Here is a 17,503-nt window from a genome sequence, read left to right on the forward strand (position 1 = left end):
CCCGCATTCAGATCGGCTCTGGGCATTCAAGACTCTGAGACATTTGGCACTTTCTCGGCCACGTAGTGCGCAGTTGCGATGGTGCGGCATTCGGTCTTCGGGCGAATATGTGGGATTGTAGAGTCTTGCATCTACCGATATTTTTGGCATAAGGCTCGCTGAGGTCGCGTCCCTCTGGCGAGTGCGGTTGGATCACCTTTCGAAGGTCGTTGTAATGCTTGGAGTGAATTTTTTTGCCCGAGTCCAAATAGCATCCGCGAGGGTCCGTTTTGGCCGACGACCCGTCCTCGGCCAGGGCAGTCATTGGGCAGTTGCGCCACCAAAGACTGCAATGTGCCGATTAGCTGCCACGCAAGCGGCAGTGGCTAGAGCGGCAGCTATCTGACTCAGATGAGTGCGAACTCTCGACCCGCAATTAACATTCGAGATTATCGGGCGCCAGTAGGAGGGTTCTGAATGGAGCAGCCGCGCGGAACACGCCCAAAGCGAACGTTGCCTTAGCCGAACGGTGACGGTCTTGTTAGCGACTGCAGCGAAGCCACAGCGAATTTACCGTAGCCGACAAGCTGCGGTGACAAGCTGCACAATCCCTTCAATCTGGCAGCTATCAAGTGTTGCGCAAGCGTAACTGACCAAGTGCTGCGTGCGCGAGATTCTTCAGTTCAGGGATTCCGTCGCGTTCGCTGTCTGCCTTTCGAAGCAGACGCTCAGCACGCCGCGGTTCCGTAGGCATGAGGGCAAGGCCCAATTCAAGATTCAGCTTTTGCCGAATCCGTGCCTTATCACTCGCTCGGGCAGAAAGACGTATGGCTTCCCCGTAGAGGGCAACTCCTCGATCGATATGCCCTTTGCGGAAATGCAGCAGGCCGAGTGTTGCAGTCGGATACGGTAAATGATGTACCAGATTCGACATGTGAGACAGCAAGGCTTGGGCCTCGTCGACATGCCCGGTTTCCGCAAATGCGAATACGAGGTTGTTGATAAATCCTTCGTGAAGTTTATCGTTGATAGCTTTCAAATTATTCAGTTCGCCTTGATACTCGCGCGCCAGAGATACGGCTCGATCGGTCAGTCCTGGGACAATTGCGTACTGAGCAAGCATCTGCGTTACCGACCAAATACGGAGATCGTAGGCGACGGATTCCTCCTTTAGCAACTCTTCGCATATTCGCATCGCCTCCTGCGCGCGATTCATGTGGCGCATCGAGTGAAGCATGAAAACGTAGATATCGCATAGCTTCTTGTCACGCCGACAGAGATGCTCGGAATCGTCCGAGAGAGCGATCCGCGCGAGGCGAATAGCCTCTTCGTAGTGTCCCTCCTCGACTAGCAGGGCAAGACTATTCCGCACCGCCAGCAGTCCATCTGTCCTCGTCTCGGCAGTCACCTTATGAATTGCGTGTTTGAATGCGCTAAGCGCCTCTGATCTACGCCTGTTAGCCACTCTGGCAACACCAATGTTGTTCCAAACTGCCGGCGTGTCTTCCTGGCTCGCTTGGCGACGAAGCGCATCGAGCGCTTCCTGCGGTTGCTGAATTTCCAGAAGTGCCCGGGCTAGACGCCCCCAGATAGACGGTGACCGCTGTTCAAAATTGACGAAATAGCGCAGCGCCGGCACAGCCTCCTCGTCACGGCCGATTGAATGCGAAACATCCGCAAGAAGGGAGATAGCATTCTCGTTGAGCGGATCAAGTGCTACGGCCTTGCGTAACGCAGCTAAGGCCTTCTCGACCTTTTTCGCGCACACATAAGCGACAGCCATGTTGGTAAACAACACGGAGGAGTTTGGCCGCTCCTCCTCCGCAATCTTGAAGCTCTGAATGGCCGGGTGGAACTGCCCCTTTGCTAGCCGTAAGGCACCCTCAAATAGTCGACCGCCGTAATTAAACGGATCAATCGACAAGACCCGCGACACAACTGCTGCGGCGCGAACGAGATCGTTTCGCTGCACAAGGAAGAAAGCAATCCGCAAACTGGCTGCCGTATCATTTGTCAAATCGAGTGCCAATAGCAACTTCTCGGCCTCAATCGAACGCCCCCGTGCAAGAAGGTTTTCGGCAATCAGCCGTTGGATAAAAGGATCGCGAAGCTCCTCGGGCGCCTCAACTAAAACATTGTATTCAGCCTCTCTCCTCCCCGCTAATTCAGCAAGATTTGCTAGATGAGTAATGAAGGTTTTTGAATTACCGAATCGTGCCTTCTTCTTTTCAAGTTGAGCAAACTCGGACGCAAACGCACTCTTAAGCGGAGCCAACTGATCATCAGCTTGGGCTCGAAGAGAGAAGTGCTTTTCAGTGACCTTGTCAATTTCCGCAAGATCCTCGAGCGGTGGCAAGACGAGTTCGAACTGGTCGCCAAGCCCCTCAGTAAGTACTAATCTGATCGGTTCGGGCGTGACAACAAGAGCTTGCCTGTCTTTTGGAATAAGGTCACTTTGCATTTCCGATCCTTCTCGCCATCGCGTCCGCTAAGCGCTGTTCCTTGGCGGCGAGCCGTGCGATTCGCGCCGCACGACGTGCCTTTGCTGTTTCGACTCTGTCCCGATTTGCACGTTCATTCCGCATGACCGTGATCGCTGACTGAATCCGGCGGCGGACGTACTCCAAGGAGGGGCGCTGGCGGTAGTCGAACCTGGTCATGGTCCTTACGAGATCGTCCAGCAGCATCTCAATGCCAGCCGGCACCGAATGCCCGCCTGCCAAAATGGATACTGGAGTAACCCCATTGCTGTGGCGACGTAATGCTTCCTGCCATTGCTGCAGCCTTTCCGCTGGTGTTCGCCCATTTCGCGCCGCTATCGACATCACCATCAAAACAGCTTGGTAATTGGGATTCAAAATCAGGAGCTCACGGTAGAAATAGGTGCAATTGAAAAGCTCGAATAGTATGCAGCCAAGAGCGTATATGTCTGTTAATCGCCCAATCCTTCTTTCCCCCGCGAATCCACACAGCGCCTCCGCCGGTGCGTAGGCCGGAGCTCCGACGGGGCCTCCATCGTAATCCGGCTGCAGGTTGGGTGATTCAAGCCGCGCAGCTGTCCCCAGGTCAATTGCGACTATGAGACGTGCCAAGTTTTCGTACGTGGCACGTAGGTTGTCCATCTTAAGATCGCGGTGGTAGACCTGCTTCGAATGCAACGCCTCGACCGCCAAGACTATGTCATTGAAAAGTTGTAGCTTTTCAATTACGTCGATAGTGTCTTGCTGCTGAAAATACATGTCGACATCTTCATCCAGCCATTCAACCGCGAAATACGGACATGGCATTTCGAACAAAGCCCCGGTTGGTAATTTTAGCTGGAGCTTATATATCGAAAAGGAAGAGGCGACCTGCAGGCATCTGCGTACGCCGAGAAGGCCTTGGAGGATTGCGTGCTCACGCTCGAAAGCGTCAAACCGATATTGGGCAAAAATGTTGTTAGGGTCCAAATCGAAGAATTTCAGGGCCACCCAACGCTGATCGACCTCATCATATGCCCTGAACACTAGCGAGAAGCATCCGCGTTGCGCACCGGTCAAAGAATTAATATTGACGCATTTCAGACCGGTATACCTGCCATCGATATCGGCCTGACTCTCCAACTCGTTGATCAGTAATTGTGTATTGGCTGATGACACAAAAGTGGCCTTCTAAAGCGGTATGCAGGTGGCAGGGTTGGCCCTTAGAGCAAGCGGGCGGGAAATGATATCCGCAAACTCGGCGGGAGACCAAACTCGATGGCAACCGCACGATGCCGTCGTTAGTGCTTATTGAAGATATTCAGTTGCCGCCAGACGGTCAAGCAGTTGTCGGCGGGCGCTCGTTCTGTGCGCCTGCTGATGGCTAATGACGGCAACGGGTCGGGAATGTGAGTTCTCTGGGGCGAAAAGCCGACCTACGCTGGAACATGGCCTGAGAGTCGTTTGACCGCGTGTCTCCTGCCGCTCAATTTGCTCCGTTCGAATGGCCGGAAAGGCCGAGCAGTTGCAGCTCTGCCATTCACACTAAGTAAGCGCTACAAGATCGACGTCAGCTACTACCCCAAATTAGCGCCCCGACTTCAAGCCCAAACAGCCCCTCCCGCAGATGCGGAAGGGGCCGAGAGAGTCATCTTTCCTCCTGTAGAGATGTGTCCATCAACGCTCGGATCCGGTGCCAACCGGTCCTTTCGTACCACCGCTGCCAAGCGATGGCACGACCCACTGCAACGGGCTGCCAGGCCCTGTTCATTGCCCCTTTCGGGGCACCACACTTTCGCAAAACGCTTCCGGCTTTCGGGACAGATGTGCCAGCACCTGCCGCGGATCGCTCCGCTCTCTCATGGCTTCGGTCGTATCACCAATGAGATCGAACCCTACTCACTGAATCTCCCCCGGCTGACGTTTCTGGTGCGGGTGCCACCCCGTGCCACGTCCGTCGGTTCCCGCGTTAGTCATCCGCTACTGCGCATGATGACGCCACTGTCTCTGCAACGATTCTAGCCATTCCGGCTTTCCTTGGATTTCCCCGGTCCGATGTTCCATAGCGACTCGGGTACTCGAAACGTGCTTCATCGACGACGAACCATAGCTTAGTGCCTATGGCTTCATCATGCTCCGCGCAGCGCCCTCGAAGGGCGCCGTTAGAGGGTTGAGCTATCCATCGACCCCGGATTTCTCCGGGTGCCAGCTGCGCCAGGTTTCCCCTTGCAGCCCTCGCACGTTACCGTGCGCTCAGAAGCCTTCCTCCGCGGCACGCGTTGCGCTCTTTCGATACGCCCCACGGGTCGGACTTTCTTCCGACTTTCGCTGGATAACAGGTCACCGGGGCATTGCCTCCCCGGCGCCGTTTCCGCGTCGCCCAACATGCTGCGGCTGGATTGGGTCGAAGGATGGAGTTGCACCATCCAGCGCCCGTCGTAGCGCAGCGAGCCCGATTAGAGGCACTGCGCTTCAGCGTTTGCTCGCGACAGGACTGGCGTGTCCAGTCGCTTCCGGAATTGGCGATTCCGGCGTGCCTTTCGGCGTGTGGTTTGCAGGTGGCGGCCTGCCCGCTCGCGTCCGTTTGTGTGGCACTCGAACGCGACAAGGCAGGCCGCCGGGTGTGCGTGCGCCCGCGCTCTCGCGCCGGCCCTGCCCACCTGCGAGGTCTTTCCTCTCCCTTGTATAGGCAGATCGCACCGCGATCTGCGAAACAAAATCTTGGAACATCAATACGTGTGGCTTCGCCACACCCGATCACATAACAACCATGCGGGTACCGCACTGCACCCGCATCCCCTCACCCCAACGCTATACGGAGTACCCGAACCCGGAGATACTCCATGACACGCCCCTCCCCCGCTTCAACCCCCGTCGCCACCTCGAAGACCGCTGCTCTCGCCCGAGTGCTCGACCTGGTGCCCAAGGGCTACACCTTTCATGTCTCCGGGCAGTGCCCTGCGGGGAAGGCCCTCAAGCTCGCGCGCAAGTTCCACGCGCGTTACGGCATCGGGTGCTCACCGGCGCAACGTCTGCTGCGCAAACAGCGCGGTCTCGCCAACGCGCAGCTGGTGCTGTACTGGCCAAGCTTTGACGCGCCCACGGCGCACACCGTTCGGTGTGCGGACGAACGCCTTGGCGACGCCGCTGGGGATGCCGATTCAGCCGCCGCAGCGGCGCCTGAGATGGAGACTCAAACGTCGGACGGAGAAGTGCCTGCCGTGGCACACGGTGAGGCGCTGGTGGAGTGGCTGTTGCTGGTGACACCGGGTGCCGGGCGCGTCGCCGACGAGGAGGCGCTGAAGTCGGTCACCGCGATGCCCCGCCTGACATGGTTGGGCTACGAACTCATCCGCCACGCGGTGCGCGGCAAAACGTCGTGGACGTGGCGCCGCCCGAAAACCGACATGCGCGAATGGCATGCCCTGCTGTCCGCCCAGTTGGCAACCCGCAAGACCACCGCCGTGGCACAGACGCTGACCATCCTGGCCCGCCAGCCCGGCTTCTCCGGGATACGCAGTCAAACCCTGAGTTTGTTCGCGTTCGCACGCCAGCACGGTTACCGAGCCGAGTTGCCTGTGGTCTTCTTCGTGCAGAAGAAAGCGGCGGGGCCAAGGTTGCTTGTGTAAACAGGGCCTGCATCCACCGTCGTCCGCTTACAGGGCGGATCGGCGGGCAATCGCGGCCTGCCCCGAACCTACCCGCTCGTCGTCGGGGTCAGCAGCGCTGCCGGGCTGACGCCCAAGGCCATCGCGAGGCGCTCGACGTTGTCGAGGGAGATGTTGCGCACCTCACGCTCCACGTGTGCCACAAAGGTGCGATGGAGGCCCGCTTCGAATGCGAGCTGCTCCTGAGACCAGCCGCGCGCAGCACGCAGACGTTTGAGGTTCTGGGCGAGCACCTGGCGGGCACTGCCTGTTGTTCCATTAGCGGGGGCGGTTTCCATCGCACGGATGGTCTGACGTTGACGCGTTTGCGTCAGCTGTGTATAAGTCACAATTCTTCAATGTGACTTATACGCGACACTCAAATGACGGACTTCAAACACAGGGCGCAAGCACGGCATGACGCAGCCATTGAGGCCAACCCCTGGCTGGAACCAAAGAAGCTCCAGCGGCTGACAAGCCGCATCCAAGTAGAGAATGCGAGCCTGAAGACCCGCAGGCAAAAGCTTGTGTTGGTCGCCGACCGCTTCAACGCCGCCCTCGCCCCCCATGTCGCGTGCAAACCGGGTTGCGCTGGCTGCTGCAGCATGACCACGATGATTTACGCTCACGAGGCTGAAGCGATGGCGCAAGCATCCGGGCGAGCAATGGCAAGCGCTCCGGTCAGGCCGTTCAATGTTGCGCTCAATGAGGCCCGGCGGTTTCACGGCATCCCCTGCCCTTTCCTGCATGAGAACCGTTGTTCCATTTACGCCGCAAGACCCCTCATCTGCCGCATCCATCACTCACTGAATGACGACGCATCAGCGTGTGACACCAGCGTCCCATTCGAGGAGCGCAAACCGGTTGCGAGCTACGATGTGGATCGCATCGAACTTCCGTACCACTGCTTGATGACTGAAAACGGGACCAAGGAGGCTTGGGGGGCGATTCAGGAGTTCTTTACGGGGTGAGAATGGGGGGCAGTTTGTTGGCGCACGAAAACTACAGATAGCTGAGCCCACATGCCGGCAGGCAGTCGGGAAACGGACTACATGACGAAAAATAACTCGCGTTGGCCAACTGGTGCTCCCGACCCAAGGCGTCCATACGGACTTCTCGGAATCCGCCAGTAAGTCTCATTCGGCGTCCGCGAGTTTTACAGACCCGAAACTGCCGTTCGTGTCCTCACGCATCCTGCCACACGCTGCCGACCGGTACATTTCACTTGCATGTCGATGGCCGTCGGCTACGCTGAAGCTGTGGAATGAAGGGCGGATTTCGTCGGACACAGAGGCCCGTCGCTGCTCCACCAAATCTGTTCAACACAAATACCCACCAATTCACTGGAGAGACCGTAGCGCCTTCGGCTTAAGCCGCTTCCGGTTATGTCTATGTGTAAGGAAACGTCCACACAGCTTCTTCAGGGGAAGATCGGAGGCTCTTGGATATGAGCAAGCCAATAGGTCAGCTGCTAAGAGCGACGGTTCCGATTGCGATCTCGTTCGCAGTCTTCAGTTTGAGCATCTGGACTAAGTCCAACGGCCCGGTGACTCCATTGCCACAGGATGTTGAATGGATCGCGTTCATGCTTCTTGCAATCCTTGTCCCGATCTACATCATTCAGGTGACGATTCAGCTCTCTACTAACTCTGAGATACAAGGAATTGCAGAGGATCTAAAAAAGGCAATATCCCAGAATAAGGTCGTTTACATTGGAAACGCGAACAAGAGCGCTACTTCGGTACTTACTAGACTGAACACTGCCACTGAAGTACTCAATACTTACTTAACATCCGAGAACCCGTACTCGACAAAGGTCGCCGAGATGATAGAAGATGGAATTCGCGATTTTGTGTCAAGGAAGGACACCCGGTATGAAGAAACATGTTCCGAGCTTTGCAGGGCACGCGTTACTCGAATTAAGGCCAAGCTTGGCGGCATCCTTCCAACTTCGTTCCAGGTTCGCGTAGTACGTAACTCGTTTGCTGGTGTTCCAGCGTGCAACTTCATCATCCTGACGCGCGACTCGACCGACCCTGTGCCCGAAGAAGTCTTCTTTGGCTGGGGCTACTTTCGTGGCAATGCCAATGAATCAGTATTCTGGAGTAATGATCACGAGTTGATTGGCTTCTTTCGGGGATATCACAAAGCACTCAGATCCCAGGAGGTCTCCGCAGACTATTCGTAGTTACCCCGCAAAAGTGCCCCCCAACCCTTGCGGGTGGTCTATGCACCTATAACAGTAACAGGTCGAAGAGTCATCAACGAGCGGCAGCTTACGGACGCCGAACCGGAAGGGTGGGCGGCCACGCCCCCCCAAGTTGCCACCAAGCTAAAATAGCGGCTATCCGGTTGAGGCTGTATGCTATATGTATATTTCACACATGAGTCGAATTACTCCCATGCTATCAGCTGGCGCTTTCCTGCCTTGCTATTTTGCTTTGCGAGAAATTTATTTATCTGAGTAAGTTTTTTCAGATCATATTATCCGGCATTTCGATGTCACGGGACAGAACTATCTCCGAAACAAAGTCAGGGTTCGCTGGGAGGGCACTATGTTCTCTATACCGTCATTTCTCACCTGTTCGGTATTAGTATTTGTGTTTTCAAGCGCAGCGCAAGCTGCAAGCGTGTGCGAAAAATCTACTAACGAAGAAATATCTCGTGCGCTCATAGAAAAAAGACAAGGATACGAGTCCCAGTTGTCGAACCTTGAGCAAGGAATGCGCGCGCGGCAAGTTACGTTCAAACAATGTACGTCCCAGAAATGGCGGACTTTTTGGCAGCCTCGCCTAGTCGATGCAGAATCGGCGCACACGAAACTTCGGGCGCGACGTTTAGAATTGGTGAAACTGCGGCAATCCATTGAGAAAGATCCGGGGCCTATCAATTTGGCCGAATATTGCCCGAGAATGGAGCAGGAAGTATTTGATGGCTATGACGAGTACTTCGTGGGCATCAGATCATATCTTGCGTTCATCGACGCTTCGATTGAGCTCTGTAATCGAAGGGACTACAGCGAGGGCGCCGCGGAAATAGCGGTTTCGTACATCGACAAAATTCTAGACGCGGTTGGGAAGATTGCAGATATCTTCAAAGGCTTTAAAGGTGCGTAGTTAAATCTACGCCGTCGGCTCAAGGTGACAGGTTACCTTCGGCTCGCACCACCTGAACCGAATCGTTACGCAACAGCTTTCCGCAAAGCGCAACTGCTTCATAGCTGTCAGATCCGGCTGCACCAAACGTGAACCGGTCACTCGACCATTCGTTCGTGCCGAGGGCCGCTTATCGGCTTGAATTCGAACGTTGGGTTCTCACACCTAGTGCAGCTGCAATGAGGCGGTCAGCAGTAGTAGCCCTGAAATCTTGATCGAGCGAGCGCTTGGCACTTCAGGCTATTTCCTGATCCGACCAGGAGCTGCCGCTCGAGATGTCAGTGGCTCATAGTCAGGTCTTCAAGTGAAGCTGTCGTCTGGCGAAACTGCTTACGGACAGCAGGTCGGCCTCAACCGTCGGCCAGCTTGCTCAGATTGAGCGGAGGCAATCCGGCCGACACCTGCTGCACGACGCTCAGCGTGGGCGAACGGCAGGTCGTTGATCCTGCGAATTCACCGTTTCGACCCCTGTGCGCAGATGGTGCCCCAGCCCCTTGGGCGATGGGCTTGGGGCTAGCCCGTTGTCTTCAATGACAAAGTAATCGCCGATTGCTAGAGTTACTCATGCTTACGTGCAAGGCAGGCTGACAATGGCACGAAGAACGGTTGGTCGATGACTCAAGTCCGAATCTTCATTTCCTCGCCGGGCGATGTCGCCGAGGAGCGCAATAAGGCTCAGCAGGTCGTCGACCAACTGCAAGACTGGTACGGCGCCGAGCAGGTCGAACTCAAGCCGCTCTTGTGGGAAGACCTGCCGCTGCAGGCGGTGACCTCGTTCCAGGCCGGGGTCGATGCCGTGCTGTCGGAGACATCCGGCGTGGACATCGCGGTATTCATACTCTGGTCACGACTCGGGACACCCCTCGGGCCCGACATTCGCAAATCTGACGGCACCAACTATCGCTCCGGTACCGAGCGCGAGTTCGACCTGATGTGGCACGCGAACCGCGCGAGCGAGGGCGAAAGGCCCGCGATGTTGGTCTACGTCCGAAAGGATGACGGTGGCTTTCACGACCAGATGCGGGGTAAGGAAACGGAAGAGCTCAAGGAGCTCGTCGTCCAGCGTGAAGCCGTTGAAGGCTTCCTTCGCGAGCAATTCCAGGATGCCGCCGGGCACAATCGCGGCGCCTACCACATCTTCCCCGATCCGGTCAGTTTCGCCCATCGGCTGCGTGCCCATCTCAAGAACCTGATCGATACGCGCCTGCAGAGCGCGGCCCCCCGCGACGTCCTGTGGGTACAGGCGCCTTATCGAGGGCTGGAGTACTTCGACCTCGACCACGCGCGCATATTCTTCGGGCGCGACCTGGAAGTTTGCGACATCCTCCAGTTACTGCGCGGTCGCGAAGCGAAGGGCGAAGCGAGCTTTGTCTGTATCGTCGGCGCCAGCGGTGCGGGCAAGAGTTCGCTCGCCCGCGCGGGGGTCGGCGCGGCCCTGCTGCAAGACCGATACGACAGCGCAGTAGGCGGCTGGCGGATCGCCACCTTCGTCCCCCGCGACGCGGGCGGATCGCTGCAGGACGCGCTGGCGGGCGCACTGGCTCGGGCGCTTCCGGAATTGCAGGACGCCTTGTCGAACGGCCTGCGCCCCGATGCAGGCTTCATGAGTTTGACGGTTCTTTTCGACTCGGCGGTCAATGCCTGCCTGCACACGCTCGGAAGCGGCGGGAAATCTGCACGCCTGCTGCTGATCGTGGATCAGCTCGAACAGATCTATCTCGATTCGCGCATCGGGCCGGATCAACGGGCCGGGTTCTGGGCGTTTCTCGGCAACCTGTCCCGCAGTGGCGTGGCTTCCGTCGTGACTACACTGCGCAGCGACTACTACGCATCAGCCCAGGGCGACGTCGGCTTCCTCGCCATCAAGGGCGATGCTGGAATGTACGACCTCACCCCGGTGCGGGCCGAGGCGCTCGAATCGGTCATCCTCCGGCCCGCGTCCATGAGCGGGCTGCGATTCGAACGCGATGACCATGGCAACAGCTTGAGCGGACACCTTCTGAAGGACGCCCACGCCCATCCGGAATGGCTCCCTTCGCTGCAGGATCTGCTGCGCGCCCTCTACGAGCGGCGCGACGCCAGGGGCTGTCTCACCTTTGCCGCGTACAAAGAACTGGGCGGCATCACCGGCGTCGTGGGTCGCCGCGCAGAAGCCGTTTTCGCGACTCTTCCGCTGGCTCAACAGGATGCGCTGCCGACCCTGCTCCGGCGCGCGGTCACGATCCGCCTCGACACCGATGTCGCCTCCACACGCCCCATCAATCCGGCGAAGATCGCCCCCGATTCGCCGGAGGGCCTACTTGTCGCAGCACTGCTCGCGCCCGAAGCCCGGCTGCTGGTTGCGCGCAAGGAGGGATTTCAGTTCGCCCACGAAACCCTGCTGCGCGTCTGGCGTCGCGCCGAGCGGCACATCGAGGAGGATCGTGAGCATCACCGGACCATGAGCCGCCTCGAGGACGACTTCAAACTGTGGCAGGAAAATGCTCGGTCGAACGATTTGCTGCTTCCCGAAGGGCCGAAGGTACGACGCGCTGAAGCCTTGATCGCGGCTTGGGGCAAGAAGTTGGTGGGTGAGCCAGAGGTCCAATACGTTGCCCGCTCCCGCGCCAAGATTCGGGAACGCCGGCGCAAGCAATGCTCAGTTGCTGCTTTCTCCATCGTCGCCCTATCTTCGATCGCCGGCATCGGCTACTGGCAGTATCACTCCGCATACAAACTGCACCAAGACGAAAAGGAGAAGATTCAGGAGAGCATCGATTCGCTGGTCGCCGCAGTTTCCACATCGAAAGCAGGAGATTCAAGTCGCGCTTGGCATGGAATCGCCAACTCAGCCGCCACCTTGCTTCAAACCGGCACGCCCGCCACGAAACTTGAATCGGCTCTGGACGAACTCTGGTCGCATCCGCGCCCGCCAGTCGTCCTGCGCGGCCATGATGCAGCCTTGATTGATGTCGCGCTGAGTCCCGACGGCAAGCGCGCCGCGACCGCCTCGGACGACGCGAGCGCCCGCCTCTGGGACACCGAAACCGGGCGCACGCTTGCCGTGCTGCGCGGCCACAAGTACCAGGTTTCGAAGGTTACCTTCAGCCGCGACGGGGCCTACGTGGCCACCGGGTCCGACGATGCAACGGTTCGTGTCTGGGATGCTGCCAACGGACAACAGCGCCTGCCGATTCTTCAGCACCGGGGGAACATCACCGGCATCGCCTTCTGCGCAGGCTGCGACCGGCTGCTGACGGCCTCGCGCGACGGCACGGCGATCGTGTGGGATGCGCACAGCGGCAAGGTCGTGCGCATCCTCGACGGACATGAAGGGCCGGTCCTGGCCAGCGCGCTCAGTTCGGACGGAAAGCTGGCCCTAACGGCTTCGGACGATGGGCCGGCGCGTCTTTGGGACATCGACTCGAGCAACCCGCCCACCCGTCTCCCCAGCCAGGCGGGCAACGCAACCCATGTGGCATTCAGCCGGGACGGGCAGCGCATCCTGACCGCCACGGATCGCGGATGGCTCCACGTGTGGGACCGATCGGGCAAGAAGATCGACACCTGGTCCGAAGCGCACGCGTGGCCCATCGCCACCGACGGCGAGCGGATCTTCATGCAGCGCAAGGAGGACGATCGCCACACCGGATTTCTCGTGGAGGCGAAAACCGGCCGGCGCGTCAGCACGCTATGGGCCGACACCCGATTCGTGGCCGCGCGCTTCAGTGCCGATGGCAGCAAGCTACTAACCGCCGCCGAGGACGACGTTGTGCAGGCCTGGGAGGTTCTGACGGGCCGCGAAACGGGGGTGATGAGCGGCCATTCCGAACCGGTCAAGTCGATCGCCATCGGTGGCGACGGCCGCCACGTGCTGACCGGATCGCAGGACGGCACCGCACGCCTTTGGGAAACCTTCGTACCGCCCAACGGAAACGTCACACTGCCGTTGACGCAGAACGCAATATCCGTCACCTTCAGTGCCGACAGCCGGCTCGTGCTCGCTGCGTCCGGCGACAAGACCGCGCACCTGTGGAATCTGGAGGGTCGCGAGCTCGCCGTGCTGCGCGGCCACGACGATGGGCTGAGCACCGCATCCTTCGGCCCCGAGGGCACGCTGCTCACCGCATCCGAGGACGGAACCGCGCGCCTGTGGAATGCGGAGGGCCGCCAGCTCGCAATCCTTGCGGGCCACACCGATGCGGTGCGTTCCGCGGTGTTCAGCCCCGATGGAAAAACCGTCCTCACCGCGTCGGACGACGCGACGGCGCGCCTGTGGGATGCGCTCAGGGCAACCCCGCTCGCGGTGTTGCGCGGACACCGCGGCCCGCTTCGCCAAGCGGTCTTCAATCCGGCCGGCAATCGGGTAGCGACCATCGCCGCCGACGAGACGGCGCGCCTGTGGAGCCGGGACGGCAATGAACTCGCGGTGCTGAAAGGACACGAAGACGCCTTGCTGTCGCTCGCCTTCAGCCCAGACGGGCGCTGGCTCGCCACTGCTTCGCGCGACAACACGGTACGCCTGTGGGATGCCAACAGCGGTCGGCCGGTCAGAATCCTGTCCGGCCACCAGGGCTACGTTTCGGCTGTCGCCTGGAGCCCCGATGGCAAGCGGCTGGCGACCGGCTCCGGCGATCGCAGCGCGCGCCTCTGGGACGTGGAGTCCGGTGCGGAACGCGCCGTTTTGCGTGGGCACGAAGACGCCATCAACGCCTTGGCCTTCAGCCCGGACGGCGAGTCCCTGCTCACTGTCTCCGACGACAAGTCTGCCCGCGAGTGGGATGTTGCCACCGGGCGCGGCAAGGCCATCCTCAACGGCCACGAGCACTGGGTCGGCGCCGTGGCCTGGAGCCCCGATGGCAAGCGCATCGCAACGGCAGCGCAGGATCGCACCGCGCGCCTCTGGCTTGCGCGACGGGACCTGGCCGAACGGGCAGACTATGCGCAGGCGATGTCGCCCGAGCCTCCCGATCCCCCCATCGCAAAAGGCGCGGACCCTTCACAGCTTGGCGGCTTCGAGCGCCCCATTGCGTCTTCCAAGCGCGCGACGACCTGCGACACGCTTGCAGCCCACCCCTTCGACCGCCAGCGCGTCGCACCGGGGGTGAACTGGGACGAACTCGACGCGCGGGCGGCCGTTGACGCCTGCAGGGCGGCCGTCGAGAAATCCCCGGACGCGCTTCGCCTGCACTATCAGCTTGGGCGTGCGCTGGACCGTTTCGGGGATGCGGCAGCTGCGCGTACCGCGCTTGAAGCGGCGGCGAGGCAAAGTTACCCGCGGGCACAGGGCGCCTTCGGAACCAGCCTGCTCGAATCCGGCGACGAAAATCGGAAGGCCGAAGGCGTCGCGTGGCTGCGGCGCGCGGCGGATGGCGGCGATGCCGTGGCCCTGCAGCAGCTGGCGGAAGACCTCTTTCGGGGCACCGCCATTCCCCGCGATTTGCGCGAAGCAAAGCGTTTGGCCAGTCTAGCTGCGGCCCAAGGACAACCTCAGGCCCATCAGACGCTCGCCGAAATGGCCGAGGAAGGCGACCCCGCCACGGGATCGCAGCCCGACCATGCATCGGCCTTCTTTCACCATGCGCTCGCGGCGCGCTGCGCCGAAGCCGTTCGGGATGAGGACACCGTGCGCGCCGCAAATGAGCGGCGGGCGGCACTCGCCCGGCTATTGCCCCAGGAGACGGTCGTCGCCCTCTGGCGCAGGGCGCGCGATTGGAAACCGGGTATGAGTATGGACGTCCGCCCGTAATGTCTTTATTGACCGGAGAAATACACTTGGCCCGCCTTTCGGCGCTTCTGATCCTCGCCTTGCTCGCCCCCCGCGCTCTTGCCATCGTGGACATGAAGAACGCGAACTACTCGAACACTTGGACCGATTTCAGCTTGCCGGCGCCGGAAGCCGGCGCGGAGCTTAAACTGGAGAGGACCTACAACAGCCGCACCCTGTTCAACGGCATGTTCGGCTTCGGCTGGTGCACGAACTTCGAGACCTCGCTCACCATCACGGCGGAAGGCAATCTCAAAAGAAGAAGCTGCGGCGCGGGCAACGAAGACGTCTTCGGCGCAGCCCCGCTCACCCGGCAAGGCGTGGAGTCCGTCATCGACGCGATCATCCGGCAGAAGAAGGCAAAGGAGACCAGCTACCGCGATGACCAGCACTACCGGGAACTGCGCGAGGAACTGCTCGAATACGACGACAAACGCACGGAGCTTGCACGGGAATTGGGGCTGCTCGCCAAGCCCACCGAAGGCCGGAAGTACCTCCCGCCGCCGCGACACTGGCAGGTCGTCGAACAAGGCAAGGCGCGAGAGGTCGCGCCGCAATACTCAGCCGAGGTCGTGTTCCAGGACGGCAGCTTTCGCTTAACATGGGACGACGGCTCGCAAGAACACTTCGACCGGCAGGGCAGATTGCTGCGGCTGATCGACACGGAAGGCCATGTACTCAAGCTGCACTACTTCGACAACGGCCTGTTGAAGAGCGTCTCGGACGGAATAGGCCGCTCACTCCGATTCGAGTATTACGCGGGCAACCGGAAAGTGTGGCGTATAACCGCATCCAACGGCACCCTGGCCGAATACCAATATCGCGACAATGACAACCTCAGTTACTCCAGGGATTCAAAACGATACGCGACCGCCTACACCTACGACGACCTGCACAACATCGTCAAGATCATCTTCACCGACGGCTCTCGCGTCAGGCTCGAATACGACACGAACAACGACTGGGTGACTAGCTTAGTGGACCGCTGCAACTGCCGGGAGGACTACACCTACGAAATCGACCCCAAGGATACCAAGGGCCACTTCTGGTCGACCGTGACGAAGACATGTGGCGACAGCGTGGTGGCGCACTCGCGGTACGAGTTCATCCAAAGGCTCAACGAGACCGGAGAATACGAGTTGAAAAAGGCCGAGGTTTCGGAGCTTCCGCTTCCGGCGAAGGCTGAGCGACCCTCTAGGTCGGGGTCGCCCTGGCTGCCTAAGGATTGCAAACGCGATCGATACTGATGGCGTCCGACAGGTTTCAGAGCTTTGCGGCCCCTCGACAGTAGGCTGTCTGGGGACGACGAATTTCCGCTCCTGGGCGGCTACGGCCCTTCAAAATTCTGCGCATGAATATCGGCACGGAAGAATGAATAGACAACACACCCGAGCCCAACGACACATCTCTTATGAACTGCCCGTCAACCGAGCAGTTGTATGAACTGATGCTGCAGCACATCCTCTTGGCTGAGAGTACCCGGAGCGCTGCGGCCTCCTCGTTCGTGTCCGGTCTTCACAGCAGGTCTTCCGCCTATCCGGGACTGATCAACCCCCCTTTCCCTTCAACCAGACTTCCAGATCGCGCACCCGCTGCGATGCTGCGTCGAGTGCGACTTGCTGGCTCTGTACCTGAGCGCTCGCCTTACCGTATTCACGCTCGGCCGCATCCGCACGCTTTCGCTCTTCCCTCGCGACTGCTTTTGCTTCAGCCAACTCCATGCCCTGTCGCTCAAACGCAGCCTGCAGTGCTTTCAGTTCGCCACGGACACCCACAAGCTCATGCTCGGCGGCATTCGCCTGGTCTCGGGCTTGCCTTGCCTCATTTCGGACCGCTTCAAGATCGGCCTCAAGCTTCGGAAGTGATTCGAGTTTGACTTCTGCACGCGCGAGCGCCTTCTGCGCCGCTTCGGCCTTGGCTGCTTCGACCGCTGCGCGATCCTCCGCGGCTCTCACTCTGTCAACTGCATCCGCTTTCACCTGCGAAGCATCCTCTTTCATCTGTGCAATCTGACCTGCCTGTTGCTGAACCTTCGCGCGAACCGCTTCGAGCTCAATAGCAAGCTCGGCTGCATGTTTCTCAGCGGCACGCCCTGCCTCTGCAACCACGTCGGCATCATCCAGTACCTCAGCTAGCCGGGCTTGTGCTGCACGAGCAGCTTCCATCTCAGCGGCTCGTATCTGCTCAGCAATGAGCCTCGCTATGCGTGGGTCGATGGCGATCTGTGCGGCGCGTCCCGCTGGGCGGCTCTCTCGCCATTCTTTCAAGAGCGGTGCGATTGTGTTTGGGCTGCCGCCGAGGACAGCCAAGACTTTGCGAACGCTGGGCGTATCACCGCGCGATTCAATCTCTGCGGCAGTATCAGCAACGGTCTCACGGGTGATACGCGCGGTGGCTGTCATTGCAGTTCTCCCAGTTTTCCGTGGATAATATCGTGTAACGTTATTTTGTATCGTTACATTCATCACGTTACGGAGTTTTTGGGCAACTCCCCACGCAGCGTTTTTCCGATGCCTG

Annotated in this window: 10 protein-coding genes; 6 read left to right on the top strand and 4 right to left on the bottom strand. The window is 59.5% G+C overall.

The genetic code is table 11. The features are described 5' to 3' along the window. Positions 1-607: 607 nt before the first annotated feature. The gene (locus AC22G6_RS20275) at positions 608-2,440 is read right to left on the bottom strand and encodes a tetratricopeptide repeat protein (protein WP_487368273.1); all 1,833 of its coding nucleotides are present in this window, start codon (positions 2,438-2,440) and stop codon (positions 608-610) included. Beyond that, positions 2,430-3,617 (bottom strand): protein kinase family protein, encoded by a 1,188-nt coding sequence (locus tag AC22G6_RS20280; protein WP_487368274.1) that lies wholly within the window; start codon positions 3,615-3,617, stop codon positions 2,430-2,432. The genes AC22G6_RS20275 and AC22G6_RS20280 overlap by 11 nt, the downstream gene beginning before the upstream one ends. Before the next feature lie 1,664 nt (positions 3,618-5,281). Here AC22G6_RS20280 and AC22G6_RS20285 point away from each other — a divergent pair. Next, on the top strand, positions 5,282-6,067 hold the full coding sequence (locus AC22G6_RS20285) for a hypothetical protein (protein ID WP_487368275.1): 786 nt from the start codon (positions 5,282-5,284) through the stop codon (positions 6,065-6,067). 68 nt (positions 6,068-6,135) lie between these two features. On the opposite strand, the gene AC22G6_RS20290 is transcribed toward AC22G6_RS20285, so the two are convergent. Beyond that, positions 6,136-6,384: a helix-turn-helix domain-containing protein gene (locus tag AC22G6_RS20290; RefSeq protein WP_487368276.1), complete on the bottom strand. Its 249-nt coding sequence runs from the start codon at positions 6,382-6,384 to the stop codon at positions 6,136-6,138. Between the two features lie 84 nt (positions 6,385-6,468). Between AC22G6_RS20290 and AC22G6_RS20295 the strand changes: the two genes are divergently transcribed. From AC22G6_RS20295 to AC22G6_RS20315, 5 genes are all read left to right on the top strand, one after another. Further along, positions 6,469-7,056 (top strand): YkgJ family cysteine cluster protein, encoded by a 588-nt coding sequence (locus tag AC22G6_RS20295; RefSeq protein WP_487368277.1) that lies wholly within the window; start codon positions 6,469-6,471, stop codon positions 7,054-7,056. A 476-nt stretch (positions 7,057-7,532) separates the two neighbouring features. Next, positions 7,533-8,273 (top strand): hypothetical protein, encoded by a 741-nt coding sequence (locus AC22G6_RS20300; protein ID WP_487368278.1) that lies wholly within the window; start codon positions 7,533-7,535, stop codon positions 8,271-8,273. Positions 8,274-8,640: 367 nt separating this feature from the next. After that, positions 8,641-9,201: a hypothetical protein gene (locus AC22G6_RS20305; protein ID WP_487368279.1), complete on the top strand. Its 561-nt coding sequence runs from the start codon at positions 8,641-8,643 to the stop codon at positions 9,199-9,201. Positions 9,202-9,853: 652 nt separating this feature from the next. After that, complete coding sequence (locus AC22G6_RS20310) at positions 9,854-14,968, top strand: nSTAND1 domain-containing NTPase (protein WP_487368280.1); 5,115 nt, start codon at positions 9,854-9,856, stop codon at positions 14,966-14,968. A 26-nt stretch (positions 14,969-14,994) separates the two neighbouring features. Further along, positions 14,995-16,233, top strand: coding sequence for a DUF6531 domain-containing protein (locus AC22G6_RS20315; RefSeq protein WP_487368281.1), 1,239 nt, complete (start codon positions 14,995-14,997; stop codon positions 16,231-16,233). A gap of 300 nt (positions 16,234-16,533) precedes the next feature. On the opposite strand, the gene AC22G6_RS20320 is transcribed toward AC22G6_RS20315, so the two are convergent. Continuing rightward, the gene (locus AC22G6_RS20320) at positions 16,534-17,388 is read right to left on the bottom strand and encodes a DNA-binding protein (protein ID WP_487368282.1); all 855 of its coding nucleotides are present in this window, start codon (positions 17,386-17,388) and stop codon (positions 16,534-16,536) included. Positions 17,389-17,503: the final 115 nt, after the last annotated feature.

Source organism: Parazoarcus sp. PS-13 R2A, from assembly GCF_057621855.1.

Coding starts and splice junctions, on each gene's coding strand:
- AC22G6_RS20275 (WP_487368273.1), bottom strand. CDS start 2,440: ATGCAAAGTGACCTTATTCCAAAAGACAGGCAAGCTCTTGTTGTCACG.
- AC22G6_RS20285 (WP_487368275.1), top strand. CDS start 5,282: ATGACACGCCCCTCCCCCGCTTCAACCCCCGTCGCCACCTCGAAGACC.
- AC22G6_RS20290 (WP_487368276.1), bottom strand. CDS start 6,384: ATGGAAACCGCCCCCGCTAATGGAACAACAGGCAGTGCCCGCCAGGTG.
- AC22G6_RS20295 (WP_487368277.1), top strand. CDS start 6,469: ATGACGGACTTCAAACACAGGGCGCAAGCACGGCATGACGCAGCCATT.
- AC22G6_RS20300 (WP_487368278.1), top strand. CDS start 7,533: ATGAGCAAGCCAATAGGTCAGCTGCTAAGAGCGACGGTTCCGATTGCG.
- AC22G6_RS20305 (WP_487368279.1), top strand. CDS start 8,641: ATGTTCTCTATACCGTCATTTCTCACCTGTTCGGTATTAGTATTTGTG.
- AC22G6_RS20310 (WP_487368280.1), top strand. CDS start 9,854: ATGACTCAAGTCCGAATCTTCATTTCCTCGCCGGGCGATGTCGCCGAG.
- AC22G6_RS20320 (WP_487368282.1), bottom strand. CDS start 17,388: ATGACAGCCACCGCGCGTATCACCCGTGAGACCGTTGCTGATACTGCC.